A 15,121-nucleotide genomic window follows, 5' to 3' on the forward strand; every position below is an offset into this window, starting at 1 on the left:
CCGCAATGCGCGCCAGTGCTCCTGTATTTTGGGGGCCGGCGCCTACACCCTGGGTACATCATGCAGTTTTCTTACATCGTCGGAAATTTCACCAGCGGGTATTCAAGCATCCGAATCGACGCAGGGGGCTTTGTCGTCCTTGATAACGTGGGCAATGGCACTGCTCCCATCGTTGTCCAAATCAATGGCACCACGTGGGAGGTGATCAATGCGGGCGTGAACGGCGGCACTGCGACCACTCTGCTGGATGCCTCCAACGCCGCGCTTTCGACGAACACGCATGGCGTGGGCATCGCATGGACAGGGGAAACTTCCTCGGCCCACTTCACGGGGGGCAATTTGAATGACTTTTTGCTCGGGGGCGATCAGAACGATACCTTGATTGGCGGCCTTGGCGCTGATTCCCTCTACGGCAATTCGGGGGACGACAGTCTGGTCGGCGGCGATGGTAACGACAGGTTCCGTGGCGATGCAGGCAACGATACGCTTCTTGGAGGTGAAGGCGCGGACTCCCTCAGCGGCGGTACCGAGAACGACAGCCTTGTCGGTGATGCCGGCAACGACACCCTCATCGGCGGCGCAGGTGCCGACCGCCTGGAGGCCGGTGCTGACAACGATACGCTGAGTGGCGATGCCGGCAATGATACCCTTTTGGGTGGGGACGGCGCGGACTCGCTCAGTGGCGGTAACGACAATGACAGCCTGACCGGTGACGCCGGTAACGACACCCTCACAGGCGGGGCAGGTACAGACACGCTCGATGGCGGGACTGGCGACGACATCTTCCTGGACCCGAATGGCGACACCATCACCACCTTCGAAAGCGGCGACATTGTCCGTCTGAGCGGCGGTGCGGCACAGTCCCTCACAGCGAGCCATCTTCAATACGTCAGCGGCACGAAAACGCTGACGGTTGATTTCGACAAGAACGGCACCTTCGGCGGCGGGACCGACATCACCATCGTCTTTGCCAACGCTCCGGCCTCGCAGGTCTTCGAGATCAGCAACAACAGTACGTTTGCCGAAATCAAGCTCGGCCAGGGCCCCGCCGTGACCGATGGCAGCATCACGATCTCCGGTGCGGGCGGAACGGGTGGCTCGTTCAAGATCGGTGACACCGTCACTGCCCGCTGGGACAACTCCGCTGGTGGCGACAACAATGCTGCCCCCATTTCCGGCGTGACGATGGACTTCTCGGCGTTCGGCGGCGGCAGTGCGGTTTCGGCCACCCAGAGCAGTGGCATCTGGACAGCGACCTACACCATCGCGGGCGGCGCCATCGACCTCACGAACCGCAATGTATCGGTCACCGCCACTGACAACGCCAGCAAGGCGACCACGACCGCCGACACGACCAATGCCACCGTGGACAATGAAGCGCCCACCCTGACCGATGCGAGCATCACGCTGACCGGCGGCAGTGCCAGCGGTGGCGCCTTCAAGGTGGGTGATACCGTTACTGTCCAATGGAACAACACCGCTGGCGGGGACAACAACACCGACACACTCAGCGCAGTCAGTGCTGACTTCAGTGCTTTCGGCGGCGGAGCGGCAGTTGCTGCCACCAACAGCAGCGGTACCTGGACGGCGGCGTATGTGATCCAGCCAGGGGCTTCCTTGGGCTCCAGCAAGAACGTGTCCGTCACCGCGACAGACAACGCGGGCAACACGGCGACGACCGCCGACACGAGCAATGCGTCCATCGTGGCTGCCACGATCACCAGCGCGACCTATGACGCAGCTACCGGGATACTGTCCGTGACCGGCACAGACCTGACCAACGGCGGCGCAGTCGATGTGACGAAACTGGGCATCACGGGGCAAGGCGGGAGTTACACGCTGGCCGGCACCTATGCCGTCACGGCTGGCAGTCACACGGGCTTTGTCGTCACTCTGACTGCCGCCGACAAGTTGGCCGTCAACGGCCTGCTGAACAAGAGCGGGACCAGTGCCGTCGATGCAAGCACTTTCAACCTGGCGGCTGCAGCCAACTGGATGAATGGGACCACGGCCGATCTCGGTGCGAACGCCATTACCGTCTCGAACGTCATTGCGCCCACGTTCACCAGCGCTACCTATGATGCGGCCACCGGCACCCTGGTCGTTGTTGGTGCCAACCTCGTCGCAGCCGTTGGCGCCAACAACGACGTCACCGCCAGCAAGTTCACCCTGCGGGGCGAAGGCAGTGCCAGCCACACGCTGACCGCCACGCCGAACATCGAAGCCACCAGCGCCACCAGTTTCACACTCTCGCTCAGCGCGGCCGACAGGGCTGCGGTCAGCCAGTTCCTGAACAAAAACGGCACCACTTCCACCGGCGGCACTGCTTTCAACCTCTCCGCCGCAGACGACTGGAACACCGCGATCGCCAATGCTGACATCGCAGTGGCGACTGCTGGCGTCGACGTGAGCAATGTGACTGCTCCGGCAATCACCAGCGCCACCTACGACAGCATCTCCGGCGTGCTTGTGGTGACCGGCGTTGGCCTGACCCGGCTGTCCGGAGCCGCCAACGACATTGCCCTGGACAAGCTCAAGTTCACTGGCCAGGGCGGCGCAGGAGCCGCGTACACGCTGACGAGCGGCGCCAGTGTCGAAATTACGTCTGGCACCAGTTTCACCGTGACCTTGAGCGGGGCGGACAAGACGGCTGTCAACGCGCTGCTGAACAAGGTCGGCAGCAGCGCCAACGACAGCACGTCGTACACCATCGGGGGGCTGGAGGATTGGGCTGCCGGTGCGGACCCTGGTGTCAATGTGGCCGATGAAGCCGGCAACCCCATCACCGTCACCATGCTCGTGTCGGCTCCAGATCCCGAGCCCACCACCCCGCCGGCCACGGGCCAGGGCGTGGATGGCGCCACCCTCCAGACCACCACCTCCACGGGCGCGAACGGAACAACGACAACCACCCAGAGCGTGGCACCGGTGGCCGCCAACCGCACGGAAGATCCCAATACCCCCAACGGTGCTCTGGCCGATATTCCGCTGGCTTCCGACAGCAGCGGCGCCCCCCTCGTCCTGGTCGGCCTGCCGGTTGGCGTGGGCCTGACATCCGAGTTCACAAGCGTTGGCTCCGGCAGCGCGCCGCTGCCCCTGCGTGAACAGCTCATTGCCGCATCCGTCTCCAGGCTCGGCGGAGACACCTCCCTGCAGCAGATCATCAGCGACGGCATTGACCAGTTTGTGCCCACCGTTGCTGACCCCAGCCAGATGACGGTGCGCACCATCACGCTGACCTTGGCGCCGGCGGAAGGCGGCGGCTCTTCTACGCCACCCGACCAGCCCATCGTCATCCGCGGAGCCACCGGCACCGGTGAAGGTGATGCGGCCCACCCGAATCGCGGCGAAGCTCTGGTCATCGACGCCCGCAACCTGCCTGTCGGCACGGTGCTGGACTTGGGCAATGTCGAATTCGCCATCATCATTGGCCCTGCCACCGTCACTGGGGGGGCAGGCCGCAACCATGTCATCGGCGACGGCTCACGCCAGTTCATCGTGCTGGGCCCCGAGGACGACATCGTCCACGGAGGTGCAGGCGACGACACAGTCGGCTCCAAGGGTGGGGACGACCAATTGTTCGGGGATGGCGGCAACGATCGGGTGGTTGGAGGCGTGGGCAACGACACGTTGCTGGGTGGGGATGGCAATGACATCCTGCAAGGTGGCGCATCGGATGCAGGCACCTGGGACATCAAGCTCAGCGCACAGGGACAATTGCAAGTCCGCTTCACCCCAGACAACGTCGATCTGTCCGACTCCAGCGGGTTCAGTGCTACCGGCGTGTGGTCTGCTCCTGCCGGTACGAATGGAAGCGGCCCTGTCTCGGATGCCCGGTTTGCCTGGGTATACGACGATTACGCAGTGGCCAAGGATGCTGCGCTGCTGGTCCATGCCCTGGCAGGCCGTCTGCCCACCCTGGGTGAAATGGGCACGCTGGCCGATGGCAGCCTCTCCAGCCAGCAACTCGCGGCGCTGGCACATGGGTACTTCATCAATACGAGTGACATGCAGAATGCATCCACGCAAGCACAGTTGCAGGCCGTTATCACCCAGGTTTGGGGCGGTGGAGCCGTCACTGAGGAATTGCTTCAGTTGGGCAAGGTCCATCTGTCTTCCGGTGGTAGTTGGGCGGACATCTGGTTGGCCCTGGTTCGCTACAGCCTCCATGCTGGGCAGATCACCGATGCGCAGGGCAACTTGGGCCTGATCGTTAGCCAGCGCCTTGGGGACACGGGGTGGTCTGCCAACTCCGGCAATGACAAACTTCAGGGCGGGGCTGGCAACGACGCACTGGTGGGGGGTGGTGGCAATGACGAACTAGACGGGGGCGCTGGTACCGACATGGCGGTGTGGCTGGGCGCCCTTGGTGATTTCCAGGTAGCACTCACGCCCAGCACGGTGCAGGGAGCAACTTCGGGTGCAAAGGACATGCTGATTCGCAACAAGCTGACAGGCGAAGTGGATACGGTCAGGAACGTCGAGTTGCTGCAGATCGGCCAGGCCATCTATACCGTTGCACAAGACCAGCCTGGGCTGCCCGACAACGTGTATGGTGAACTGGGCAACTTCGTGCAACCAGCGATGCCCGTGCAACTCTTAGGGGTGGCATTCCATCTGGAGTGGCTGGCGTAGGAGGACTGGCGCATGCATCGCTGCGGCAATACCCACCACTGCGACCTGCAGTCTGTGCCGTGATCCATGCAGGCCGTGGAGGAACCTCGGTACTCGGTTTGCGTCACCGCAATACGGAGAGTGCATGCCAGTGAGCGGTGAAGACCACAGCGTGAACACTGGTTTGCTGGCCCGGGTGCCGCTGGCGATCCGCAATGTCCTTGAAATCGGATGTGGTACCGGTGAGTTTGGCCGTGCCTACAAGCTGCGCAACCCGCTCGCCCGATATGTGGGCGTGGAAATTCGGGAGGCGGCGGCAGGCAAGGCTCGGGAGGCACTCGACCACGTCATTGTCGGAAACATCGAAGACCCGCTAACCATCGGCCGCATTGATGCGTTCAGGCAGGGTGAATTGTTCGATGCGCTGGTTGTCACAGGCGCGCTGGGATACCTCCTGAATCCCGGCGCTACCCTGCGCGAGTTGAGGTCGAGGGTGGCTACCGCTGGCGTGTGCACACTTTTGATTCCCAACCTCTCGCACTGGCGGCTGATGGCGCAGCAGTTCGGAGGTCGCTGGGACTGTCTTGAAGGTGATCTCCCTTCCAAGGGCGACGTCCGATTCTTCACGCGGGACACAGCCATCGAGATGCTTCGAGAGGCCGGTTGGGAGGTTCTGGATGCTGCCCCAGGCAGGCGATGGCCACAGGAGACAGATGCAGATGCAGTGCTGAAGCTGCCGATCGGCGGCAAGCCTGGCGCAGAACCTGAACAGATCCAGCGCGATTCATCCGCGTTCGAATGGAACATTCGCGCCACGAACGGTCCGTGCCAGCCCCGCCTGCATGTCGCTGCACTGGGTCTGAAAAAGCAGGCCGGAGTTACGGAGGCACGGGTCGATCACCCATTGGCAGCATTATCAACCAACCCGTTCGTCCGCGCAGTCTGGGATCATGGACAACTGTCCATTCCCAAGGGGTGGGACAAGGGAGTGCTGATCCTGCACCGCCAATTCATGACGGATCCCGGTTTTTACCGGTCAGTGTCGGGGCTTGCTGACAAAGGCTGGATTCTGGTATCTGACATGGATGATGACCCCGGCAACTGGCCTCAATTCCAGGCCAATGACCACCTTGCATTTCGGGGTGTGCATGCCGTGACCGTGAGCACTCCCGCGCTGGCCCAGGCAGTGCGGCAGTTGAACCCCAATGTGCAGGTGTTCGAGAACGCCATATTTTCGCTACCCCATGCATCGGCCGCTACCCCAAAACAAGGCAACAAGGTGCGCATATTCTTTGGCGCACTCAACCGGCGAGAGGACTGGGTGCGAGTGCAAACAAGCATTGTCAAGGCTGCGCTTCAGAGAAATTCGGCAATCCACTTTGTCGTGGTGCATGACGAGGCCGTGTTTGCCAGCATTCCCCGGAGCTGTCCAAGGAGTTTCATCCCACAGCGCCCCATGAACGGTATATGCAATTGCTGGCCACCCGCGACCTTGCGATGCTGCCTTTGAATGACACGCCGTTCAACCGCTTCAAATCGGATCTGAAATTCATCGAGTGCTGCGCAGCCGGGGTGGTGCCGATTTGCTCTTCTCTGGTGTACGCGGAGAAACAAGTGCACCATGAGATTGGCGTTTTTGCCACGACGCCAGAGGAGTGGGCGACTTCATTGCTGCGGTTGTTGTCGGACGTCAGCGAAATTGCAGCCCGCAGGGAAAAAGGACTTCAATACGTGGAGCGAAACCGCATGCACAGCCAGCACATTCACAGCAGGATGTGCTACTACGAGCACCTGATGGCCAACAGGGATGTGCTGGAACTCGGGCGAAGGGCCCGGATTGCATTGAAGAACGTCTGATGGCTTCGAGACCTTCGCCAAGGACGAGCTCATCGCCACCGACGGCACCGTGGAGATCCGCGCGCTGTGCGACGGCTGCACGGTGATGATGCCCACGCGCGAGCCCATCGTGGGGCGCGAGGCGGTGTACCTGACGCGGCCGATCTGAACCCTGGGGCGGGCAGGGAAGGGGGCGGTAGCCCGGTGCCCTTCGTGCGTGCGGGGGCGGGGTCAAGCGGGCCCGGGTGCGCCTGGGGTGCTTGCGCACTCGTCACCCAGCTCCTGTGCGCGCTTGCGCGATGCGTCGATCGCGCGCTCGAATGCGTCGCCCACGCCGTCCCGCTCCAGGGACTGCACGGCCGCCTGGGTCGTGCCCCCCTTGGACGTGACGCGCTGGCGCAGCACGGCCGGCGGCTCGTCCGAACAACGCGCCAGCTCCGACGCGCCCACGAAGGTGCCCACGGCCAGCTGGTGCGCCTGCTCGGCCGACAGGCCCATGGCCGTGCCCGCGCGGGCCATGGCCTCCAGGAAGTAAAACACGTAGGCCGGGCCCGAGCCCGAAAGCGCGGTCACGGCATCGAGCTGCTTTTCACTGTCCACCCACAGGAACTCGCCCGTGGTGGCCATGATGGCCTCCACACTGCGGCGCTCGGCCTCGGAGACGGCAGGGCGGGCATACAGCGCACTCATGCCCTTGCCCACCAGGGCCGGGGTGTTGGGCATGGTGCGCACGATGCGCTCGCTGCCCAGCCACTGCGCGATGCTGTCCGAGCGGATGCCGGCAGCCACGCTCAGGTGCAGGGCATCCTGGGTATGGGCACGGGTCTGGGCGGCGGCGTCCTTGAAGGTCTGGGGCTTGATGGCCCAGACCACGATGCGCGGGCGCCGCAGGGCGGGGCCGGCCTCGGCCTGGGCCGCGATGCCGTATTCTTGTGCAGGGCCTCGCGCGCCTGCTCCCAGGGCTCGACGACCTCGATCCGGCTGGCGGGGTGGCCCTGGCGCAACAGGCCGCCGATGATGGCGCTGGCCATGTTGCCGCCGCCCATGAAGGCGATGGGGAGGTGGGGCGAGGAGCCCGTGGCAGCGGGGAGGTTCGTGGAGGTATCGGTTTGCATGGATGGGGTTCTTTTTTGGTTTGCAGCGCTGCATGAAGCGCTGGGGGGGCGAAGATGGGGTGCCGGCCGTGCCTTACTCCATCACCCGGCCATTGCTTCGGGGTAGATGCCCAGCGAGGTGCAGCGCGAGGCCACCCGCCCGCCGGCCGGCAGGGTGAGCGTGAAATCGCCCAGGTCCAGGGTCAGGCCCTGTTCGAGGGCCCGGCGCACGTTGCCGGCAGACACAGCGCCGCCGGCGGCGGCGCAGGGCCTCGACCGCAAAGCGCAGGTTCGATGCAGCTCCTCCAGGGCGAGTAGCGATGGGCTGGCATCGCCGCGTGCGCGCCAGGCTGGCCTGGTACTGGCGCACTACGCGGCGCGGCCAGCCATTCCAGGGACTTTTGTATGGGCATAGGAGGTTAAGATCGAGGCTACCTCGGCGTGCAGGCGGTCGGTTAGCGCGCTTGCCGCCGACGACATTGAGTACCGCCACGCGGGCCGCGGGGCCGGCGGCTTCCTGGTAGGCGGCGATGAATGCGGGTGCCGCCTGCCCCGCAGGGATCAGGCACCACGGCCTGCGGTTGCGCACGCTGCACCTCGCTCACGGCGGCAGGTAGGTCGCCCAGCAGGATTTCGGTGGTGCCCTTGGCGAAGGCCTTGCGCGCACTTCCAGGCCGGCACGGCCAGAGGCTGCTCTCCAGGTAGATTAGCGCCACCTTCTCCATGCCGATGGTGGGCAGATGCGCGAGAAGCCCTCCCGACTCGTCGCCGTTGCTGGCTTTGGCGTGAATACCTGAAGGCTGCCGGGCAGTTGCTCCTGGCGCGGCAGGACGGCGCCGCTGGAGACGCCCCCACCGGCAGTATCACTTCGCATACGGGCCGCAGCGCCTGCGGGAGCTCGCGCCGACCAGGTTCACGAAGGCAGAAATGCCCTTGCCGGCCAGCGTGCGCGCATTGGCCACGGCGCGCGCCGGCTCGTAGCCATCGTCCAGGTAGCTGATGGCGACGGGGCGCCTGCGCACGCCGCCAGCGGCGTTGATCGCGGCCATGCAGGCGTCGGCGCCCTTGCGGGTACTTCTGCCCGTATTCGGCGAAGGCCCCGCTGAAGGGCGCGGTCGTGCCCAGCTGGATGGGCCCGGCCACGGCCGCGCATGCAGCACCGGCGCAAGCAGGCCCGCCGCGCAGAGCATGAGCCTCGCAGGGCGATGGAGAAGGGCGCGTTCGAGGCCGCGTTCATGGCCGTGCGCCTCGATGCCCCGTAGACGACGGCAGTGCCGGTGCCGGCAGCTCGTCGATGATGAAGCGGCGCACGGTGCGCAGCAGCGCCTGGGTCTGGCGGCGCAGCGGCGATGCGGCGGCGCCGGCCTCGTCCATCAGCAGGGCGTTGTCGCGCGCGCCGCCTGCCATCTGCGCCACGGCGGCATGTGCCTGGGCCATGCCTTCGCTTTGCGCGCGGCTGGCCTGGGCGATGGCATCTACGCCGCCCAGCACCGCTTCCTTTCGCGCCACAGCTTGGTGAATGGTGTCGCCTGCCTGGGCCACCAGCCGGCTGCCGCCTCTACCCGGGCGGCGGAGCCGCCGATCAGGGCCTCGATCTCGCGCGCCGCGTCGGCGCCGCGGCGTGCCAGGGCGCGCATTTCGGTGGCCACTACGCCGAAGCCTCGGCCTCGCTCGCCGGCATGCGCCGCCTCGACGGCCAGCGCTCAGTGCCAGTAGGTTGGTCTGGAAGGCGATGGAGTCGATCACGCCGATGACCTCGGCCATGCGGCGCGAGGTACCGTGGATGGAGCCCATGGTCTGCACGACCTGGGTCGCCACCGCGCCGCAGGCTCGCGCTACGCCGCCGGCGGACCGGGCCCGAGTGTGCGCTCGCCGCGAGTGGGCCGCATTGCGCCGTACCCCCAGGGCGATCCCGCGCAGCGCCTGGGCGGTCTGCTTCAGCGCCGCGGCCCTGGGTGGCCGTATGGCCGGCCAGGCCGGCATTGCCCTGGGCGATGCGGGGCGGGCAGCCTCGGCGATGTCGCCCGTGCCCCCGCGCACGTCGCGCACGATGTGCCGCAGGCCGGCATTCATGCCGCGCAGTGCCGCCAGCACTGGCCGGCCTCGCCCGCGCTCTGCACCTCGATGCGCTGGGTCAGGTCGCCATCGGCCATGCCTTCGGCGATGCGCACGGCCCGGGCCAGTGGCCTGGCAACGGCGCGCGCCGACAACGAAGCCCAGCACCAGCGCAAGCGCCAGGCCGCCACCGATCACTACCGCCGCGAGCGCACGGCCGTAGGCATAGGCCCGCTGGGCGCCGGCGGTATAGCGCCTTGCCGGCGGCCTGCTGCTCGCGCATCAGGGCGTCCAGCGTGGCGCGGGCCGGCTGCGGCAGCGGCATTAGCGCCTGGCCGTAGAGTTTCGTGGCCCTGGGCAGGTTCACGGCGCGCAGCGCCTACTGCGGGCCGCACCTCTTCGGCCATGAAGGGCGAGTACTCCCGTGCGAAGCGGCGGCCAGCGCGCGCTCCTGGTCGCTCGGGCGCCCCCTTCATAGTCCTCGCCAGGTACCGCGCCTCGGGCCCTGCATTAGGTCCAGGGCGGCCAGGCTGCGGCCGATGTCGCTGGGGTCGGCAATGGCCGAAATTACGGCGTAGCGGCCCATGTCCAGCGCGTGCGTCACCAGTGCCAGTTGCCGCAGCGGTGCCAGGCGGTTTTATACCAGCGCCGCAGCGCGGCATAGCTGCGCCGCAGGGCATGCGGGCCGAATGCGCCGAGCGCAACCAGCAGCACCGCCGAGCACGCCGACGACAGGCAGTTACTGGACCTTGATGGGAATGCGGGCAAGCAGCATGGAAATCCCGGCAGGCAAGAGGGATGGATGGTGGCGGCGACGAAGTGGGCGCGGCCGCCCAGGTATAGCTCGCGCACCTTTTCTTCGCGTATGAGCGCACCGGCATGGCCGCTGAAAGCCACCGCTTCATGGCGAGCACGTAGGCGCGGCCGGAGATGCGCAGCGCCTCCATCGCGCTCGGCTCCATCACGAGGATGGTCACGCGCTCCTGGTCGCGCACCTGCATGATGGCGTCGAATACCTCGTGCAGTACCTTGGGCGATAGGCCGGCCGAGGGCTCGTCGAGCACCAGGATGCCCGGGCGCGGCATGAGTGCACGCGCCAGCGCCAGGATCTGCCGCTCCCCGCTCGACATGGACGCGGCGCGGCTGTCCATCTTGCGCGCCAGCAGCAAGTAGGGGGCGGCCAGCTCGTCCATGCGCCGCGCGCAATCGGCCTTGGCCAGGTAGTGGCCGCCGACCTGCAGGTTCTCGCGGATGGTCATAGCGCTGAAGACGTTGTCCGTCTGCGGCACGAAGCCCAGGCCGCAGTGGCGGATCTTTGCGGCGCACGGGAATCTGCGAGACATCCTCGCCGCGCAGCGTGATGGCGGCTGCCGCGCGGCAGCAGGCGGAAGGCCGGCGATGGCCTTGAGAAGGGTGCTCTTGCGGCGCAGCCGTTAGGGCCCTGCAGGGTCACGATCTCGGAGCCCTGGGCCTGCAGGCTCATGCCGCGCAGGATGTCGATCTCGGCGCGAGTAGCCGGCCACCACGTTGTCGATTTCGATCATGCGGCCTCCAGAGCCGAAGGGTGGGGGCCGAGGGATGTGGTGCCCAGGTAGGCCTGCAGCACGCGTTCGTTGCGGGCCAGCTCGTCGGGGCGGCAACTGGCGACGATCTCGCCGCGGTCGAGCACCACGCAGCGCGTGCATACCTCGCGGATGAAATGCATGTCGTGCTCCACGATCACCAGGGTCATGCCGTCCGCGTTCAGGCGCTGCAGCGCGGTGACGATGTCGCGGCGCAGGTTGGGGTTAATGCCCGCTTTGGGCTCGTCGAGCAGCAGCATGCGCGGCCGCGCCATGAAGGCGCGGGTGACGATGCCCGCGAGCTTCTTCTGCCCGCCTGGAGATGGCCGATGCCGGCAGATCGCGCACGGGGGTGAGCAGCAGGTCGCCTGCGGCAGGTGCTCGGCCCGGTCGCGGGCATCGCGCTCGGCATGGCGGGCGCCGCGCGTGGCCAGTAGGCGTGTCCCACACGCCGTGGTGGGCGGTGGCGGCAGCCATGGCCACCTCCATCACCGACATGCGGGTGGGCATGGAGGGCAGCTGGGGGGTGCGCGCCATGCCGGTGCGCACGATGCGGTGCGCGGCCAGCCGCTCGATGGGCGTGCCGGCGAAGTGCACGCTGCCCGCATCGGCCGGCGTGAAGCCGGTGATGACGTTGAGCAGGGTGCTCTTGCCCGAGCCGTTGGGCCCGAGCAGGCCGACGATCTCGCCCTGTGCGATCTGGATGTTCACGTCCGAGAGGACCTGGTTGCCGCCGAACGCCTTGGCGACGCTGCGGACTTCGAGGAATGCATTCATGGGTGCGATGGTGGTCATGGCATCTTTGGCAGTTTCTCGGGGATCAGGCCCTCGTTGCGCCAGTCAGCAGGCAGGCCAGCAGGATGGCGCGCCGATCAGGCCCAGGCGCAGCGCGCCGGCCAGGTCGGAGCTGGGAAGTGGAAGTAGTCCTTGGCAAAAGGCACCAGCGCGCGTAGGCGCCCTGCACCAGCACCACGCCGCCGAGCACGCCGACGGTATTGCCCATGCCGCCGATCATCACCAGCGGTCCACAGCAAAAAGGTCTCCTTGATGCCACCATGTAGTCGGGGCCGGCGAAGCTCATGTAGTGGGCATAGAGCGAGCCCGCCAGGGCCGTGACGGCGGCGCCGGCCATGATGGCCCGCGTCTTGAGCGAGCGCAGGTCGTAGCCCATGCAGATCGCCAGCTGCGGCTCCTCGCGCGTCAGGCGCAGGGCGCGGCCGAAGCGGCCGTTGGCCAGGCGCCGCACCAGCAGCGCGAAGGCCGCGACCAGGGCCAGCACCAGGGCCAGGAAGGCCAGTGCGCTCCACGGCCGGCCGAGTCCGTCGAACAGCGAGGGGATGGCGCTGATGCCGTTGGCGCCGCCGGTCAGCCAGTCCTCGTTGGTGGCCACGGTGCGCAGGATCTCGGCGATGGCCAGGGTGGCGATGTTCTAGTAGTTCGAGCCGAGCTGGCGCCCCAGGCGGGCGATGCACCAGCCCAGCAGCATGGCCACGAGCACGCCGCAGCCGGCGCCCGCCAGCGGCGGCCAGCCGGCCTGCACCGCGATGCCGGTGGCGTAGGCGCCGATGCCGGCAAACGCGATGTGGCCGAAGTTGAGCAGGCCGGCGTAGCCCGCCTGCAGGTTCAGGCCCAGGGCCATCAGGCCGTAGATGCCGGCGATGGTGAAGGTGGAGATCAGGAAGTCAAACACGGCGCACCTCGCGGTCGAACAGGCCGTAGGGCTTGAAAAGCAGGGCCAGCAGCAGGATCAGGAACGATGCCGCGCTGATGTAGGAGACCGGCAGGAAGGCCAGCGGCTTGCCCACCAGCCAGCCGAAGTCGAGGTTGGTGACCAGGGTTTCGGTCAGGGCGATCAGCGCGGCCCCGGCCACGGCGCCCAGCGGATTGCCCAGGCCGCCCAAAATGGCGGCGGCGAACACCGGCAGCAGCAGGTCGTGGCCCAGGTTGATGTGGGCGCCGGTGGACAAGGCCAGCAGGCTGCCGCCCAGACCGGCGATGGCACCGCTGGCGAAGTTGACCAGGCGTGTGGTGCCTTCGGCATTGAGGCCCGAGGCCGCTGCGAGTGCCGGGTTGGTCGACAGCGCCCGCATGGCGCGCCCCGTGTGTAGTAGAACAGCAGCAGCGTGAACAGCACCAGCAGCACGGAGGTGGTGCCCATGGGGGCGACCTGCGTGTGCGACAGGCGCACGCCGCCGAGCACCAGGGGTTCGGTGATGGGCAGGTTGAACATGCGCGGGAAGGAGTCGGCGACGCCTTGCGCGCCGGCCACGACCAGCATGGCGACGGCAAGCGAGCCGATCATGGCGATTGCCGGCCCCGAACGCAGCAGGCGGCGGAACACCAGCAGGTGCAGCGCCAGCGTGAGCAGGCCCGTGAGACCGCAGGCGATAGCAATGGCCAGCGGCAGCGGCAGGCCCCAGGCGAAGAGGGCATAGGTGGCGTAGGCACCGAGCATGGCGTACTGCACATGCGCGATGTTGGGAAACTTGACCAGACCGTAGACCGTGCTCAGGCCCAGCGCGACGAGCGCGAGGTCCGAGGCACGCAACAGCGTGTCGAAGAGGAGTTGAAGCATGGAAACGGGTCGGTGGGCCCGGCCCCGCGCGCTGTGCGCGGTGTGCCAGGCGTCAGGGGATGCCGCGCCCGAAGGGGGCGCGGCGAGAGGCTGGCAGGGGATCAGCGCGGCACGACCTTGCCGTCGTACTTGAGCTTGGCGTAGGGCGGGTCGGTGCGCTGGCGCTCCGCGTCGAGGACGATAGGGCCGGTCACGCCGACATAGCCGCCCTTGCCCAGCTCCTTGAGTGCGGCCTGCACGGCGGCGGTGTCGGTGGATTTGGCCTTGTTCATCGCGGCGGCCGTCATGAGCACGGCGTCATAGGCATAGCCGGTGTACTGGAGTCTTCATGCCCTCCTTGTGCTTGGCGGCAAAGGCGTGGCGTAGGCCTTGCCCGCAGCGCCGTAGACCCAGGCCACCTCCATGCCGAGCTGGCCCTTGGCGATCTCGGGCGCCGTGTCGGACAGGCTCATGGAGATCAGGATGGCGTACCAGGGCTTGCTGCGCAGGCCCAGTTCCATGGCTTCGCGGTTGATCACCGCCGACTCCTGGCCGTAGGCGGTGTAGATGTAGGCATCGGGGTTGCTGCGCGACATCTGCTGCAGTTCGCGCCGGTAGGTGGATTGGCCGGCGGTGTAGAGCACTTCGGTCACGATCTTGCCGCCGAGTTTTTCGAACTCCTGCCTGAAGCCGTGCACCACGCCCTGGCCGTAGGCGTTGTTGGGCGCCACCATGGCCACGTTGCGGTAGCCCAGGTCCCACACGTCCTTGGACGAGAACTGGTTGCCCTTGTCCTCCAGGCCGATGAGGTTGAACGAGCTGGCGCCCAGGTCGCGGATCTTCACGCTGGTGCTGGCGATGTTGATGTGGGCCACGCCCTCCTTCACCAGGTACTGCGCCATGGGCAGCGTGATGCCCGACCAGTACTCACCGATCACGACGGGTACCTTGTCCACGCTGACCAGCTTGCGCGCCGCATTCAGCGCGGTGGTGGCGTTGCCGCCCGAGTCTTCCACGATGACGCTGAACTTCTTGCCGAGCACGCCGCCGTCGGCGTTCACCTTGTCCACGGCCAGGGCGACGGCGCGGCGCACGTCCTCGCCCACGGTGGCATTGGCGCCCGTGAGCGAGAGCACGGCGCCCATCTGCACGGTGTCCTGCGCCAGCGCATGCAGGGTGACGGCCAGGCTGGCGGCGAACGCCATGGGCGCTCGGAGGGTTCGAAATTTCATGGACATGGAAGCTCCGTTAGGTGGATGGGTCAGGAAATCGGCTCGCGCCGCAATGCACGGGGTGCAGGGGGGATGCCTGTGGGAGTGCCAGCCCGAACGGAGAGAAAGAGCCCTGGCGCGCCAGGGTGGCGGCGCCCGGTCTCTCAGAAAGTAGCCAAACGCTACCTTTCTGAA

General features: G+C 66.6%; 13 protein-coding genes and 6 pseudogenes. 4 read left to right on the forward strand and 15 right to left on the reverse strand.

The window, feature by feature from the left end; genetic code table 11:
- The first annotated feature begins 60 nt into the window (after window positions 1-60).
- The 4 genes and pseudogenes from U5N23_RS10690 to U5N23_RS10705 form a co-directional block, all read left to right on the forward strand.
- Entirely contained in the window at window positions 61-4,635 is a 4,575-nt protein-coding gene (locus U5N23_RS10690) for a hypothetical protein (protein WP_322592795.1), read from the forward strand.
- A gap of 124 nt (window positions 4,636-4,759) precedes the next feature.
- Complete coding sequence (locus U5N23_RS10695; RefSeq protein WP_322592796.1) at window positions 4,760-6,124, forward strand: class I SAM-dependent methyltransferase; 1,365 nt, start codon at window positions 4,760-4,762, stop codon at window positions 6,122-6,124.
- Window positions 6,082-6,471: a hypothetical protein gene (locus tag U5N23_RS10700; protein WP_322592797.1), complete on the forward strand. Its 390-nt coding sequence runs from the start codon at window positions 6,082-6,084 to the stop codon at window positions 6,469-6,471. Before U5N23_RS10695 ends, U5N23_RS10700 begins: the two co-directional genes overlap by 43 nt.
- A 1-nt stretch (window position 6,472) precedes the next feature.
- Window positions 6,473-6,619, forward strand: a pseudogene (locus U5N23_RS10705) (succinylglutamate desuccinylase); the annotation flags it as partial.
- Window positions 6,620-6,681: 62 nt separating this feature from the next.
- Here the strand turns inward: U5N23_RS10705 and proC are convergent.
- The 15 genes and pseudogenes from proC to U5N23_RS10770 form a co-directional block, all read right to left on the reverse strand.
- Window positions 6,682-7,565, reverse strand: a pseudogene (gene proC / locus U5N23_RS10710) (pyrroline-5-carboxylate reductase).
- A gap of 81 nt (window positions 7,566-7,646) precedes the next feature.
- Window positions 7,647-7,790 carry a hypothetical protein gene (locus U5N23_RS10715; protein ID WP_322592798.1) on the reverse strand — a complete coding sequence of 48 codons (144 nt, stop codon included), beginning with the start codon at window positions 7,788-7,790 and terminating at the stop codon, window positions 7,647-7,649.
- Window positions 7,791-8,407: 617 nt separating this feature from the next.
- Complete coding sequence (locus U5N23_RS10720) at window positions 8,408-8,734, reverse strand: ABC transporter substrate-binding protein (protein ID WP_322592799.1); 327 nt, start codon at window positions 8,732-8,734, stop codon at window positions 8,408-8,410.
- 43 nt (window positions 8,735-8,777) lie between these two features.
- Window positions 8,778-9,053, reverse strand: a complete 276-nt coding sequence (locus tag U5N23_RS10725) for a hypothetical protein (protein WP_322592800.1) — start codon at window positions 9,051-9,053, stop codon at window positions 8,778-8,780.
- Window positions 9,020-9,244, reverse strand: a complete 225-nt coding sequence (locus U5N23_RS33110) for a methyl-accepting chemotaxis protein (RefSeq protein WP_416208603.1) — start codon at window positions 9,242-9,244, stop codon at window positions 9,020-9,022. The genes U5N23_RS10725 and U5N23_RS33110 overlap by 34 nt, the downstream gene beginning before the upstream one ends.
- A gap of 7 nt (window positions 9,245-9,251) precedes the next feature.
- Window positions 9,252-9,617: pseudogene (locus U5N23_RS33115) on the reverse strand (methyl-accepting chemotaxis protein); the annotation flags it as partial.
- Window positions 9,614-9,790: a HAMP domain-containing protein gene (locus U5N23_RS10730; protein WP_322592801.1), complete on the reverse strand. Its 177-nt coding sequence runs from the start codon at window positions 9,788-9,790 to the stop codon at window positions 9,614-9,616. The gene U5N23_RS10730 and the pseudogene U5N23_RS33115, both read right to left, overlap by 4 nt.
- A gap of 409 nt (window positions 9,791-10,199) precedes the next feature.
- Complete coding sequence (locus U5N23_RS10735; RefSeq protein WP_322592802.1) at window positions 10,200-10,496, reverse strand: hypothetical protein; 297 nt, start codon at window positions 10,494-10,496, stop codon at window positions 10,200-10,202.
- A gap of 209 nt (window positions 10,497-10,705) precedes the next feature.
- Window positions 10,706-11,029 (reverse strand): annotated as a pseudogene (locus tag U5N23_RS10740) (ATP-binding cassette domain-containing protein); the annotation flags it as partial.
- A 110-nt stretch (window positions 11,030-11,139) separates the two neighbouring features.
- Window positions 11,140-11,421: a hypothetical protein gene (locus tag U5N23_RS10745; protein ID WP_322592803.1), complete on the reverse strand. Its 282-nt coding sequence runs from the start codon at window positions 11,419-11,421 to the stop codon at window positions 11,140-11,142.
- Window positions 11,387-11,956, reverse strand: coding sequence for an ATP-binding cassette domain-containing protein (locus tag U5N23_RS10750; RefSeq protein WP_322592804.1), 570 nt, complete (start codon window positions 11,954-11,956; stop codon window positions 11,387-11,389). The genes U5N23_RS10745 and U5N23_RS10750 overlap by 35 nt, the downstream gene beginning before the upstream one ends.
- Window positions 11,957-11,981: 25 nt before the next feature.
- Window positions 11,982-12,800 (reverse strand): annotated as a pseudogene (locus U5N23_RS10755) (branched-chain amino acid ABC transporter permease).
- 43 nt (window positions 12,801-12,843) lie between these two features.
- Window positions 12,844-13,736: pseudogene (locus U5N23_RS10760) on the reverse strand (branched-chain amino acid ABC transporter permease).
- 101 nt (window positions 13,737-13,837) lie between these two features.
- Window positions 13,838-14,023: a hypothetical protein gene (locus U5N23_RS10765; RefSeq protein WP_322592805.1), complete on the reverse strand. Its 186-nt coding sequence runs from the start codon at window positions 14,021-14,023 to the stop codon at window positions 13,838-13,840.
- 39 nt (window positions 14,024-14,062) lie between these two features.
- Window positions 14,063-14,947 (reverse strand): ABC transporter substrate-binding protein, encoded by an 885-nt coding sequence (locus U5N23_RS10770; protein WP_322592806.1) that lies wholly within the window; start codon window positions 14,945-14,947, stop codon window positions 14,063-14,065.
- Window positions 14,948-15,121 lie beyond the last annotated feature (174 nt).

Source organism: Acidovorax sp., assembly GCF_034519795.1.
GTDB lineage: Bacteria > Pseudomonadota > Gammaproteobacteria > Burkholderiales > Burkholderiaceae_C > Acidovorax.

What these genes read in the sequence shown, in the direction of transcription:
- U5N23_RS10720 (WP_322592799.1), bottom strand. Translation starts at nt 8,734, where the DNA reads ATGCTCTGCGCGGCGGGCCTGCTTGCGCCGGTGCTGCATGCGCGGCCG.
- U5N23_RS10695 (WP_322592796.1), top strand. Translation starts at nt 4,760, where the DNA reads ATGCCAGTGAGCGGTGAAGACCACAGCGTGAACACTGGTTTGCTGGCC.
- U5N23_RS10745 (WP_322592803.1), bottom strand. Translation starts at nt 11,421, where the DNA reads ATGCTGCTGCTCGACGAGCCCAAAGCGGGCATTAACCCCAACCTGCGC.
- U5N23_RS10700 (WP_322592797.1), top strand. Translation starts at nt 6,082, where the DNA reads ATGCAATTGCTGGCCACCCGCGACCTTGCGATGCTGCCTTTGAATGAC.
- U5N23_RS10690 (WP_322592795.1), top strand. Translation starts at nt 61, where the DNA reads ATGCAGTTTTCTTACATCGTCGGAAATTTCACCAGCGGGTATTCAAGC.
- U5N23_RS10770 (WP_322592806.1), bottom strand. Translation starts at nt 14,947, where the DNA reads ATGAAATTTCGAACCCTCCGAGCGCCCATGGCGTTCGCCGCCAGCCTG.
- U5N23_RS10765 (WP_322592805.1), bottom strand. Translation starts at nt 14,023, where the DNA reads ATGACGGCCGCCGCGATGAACAAGGCCAAATCCACCGACACCGCCGCC.
- U5N23_RS10750 (WP_322592804.1), bottom strand. Translation starts at nt 11,956, where the DNA reads ATGACCACCATCGCACCCATGAATGCATTCCTCGAAGTCCGCAGCGTC.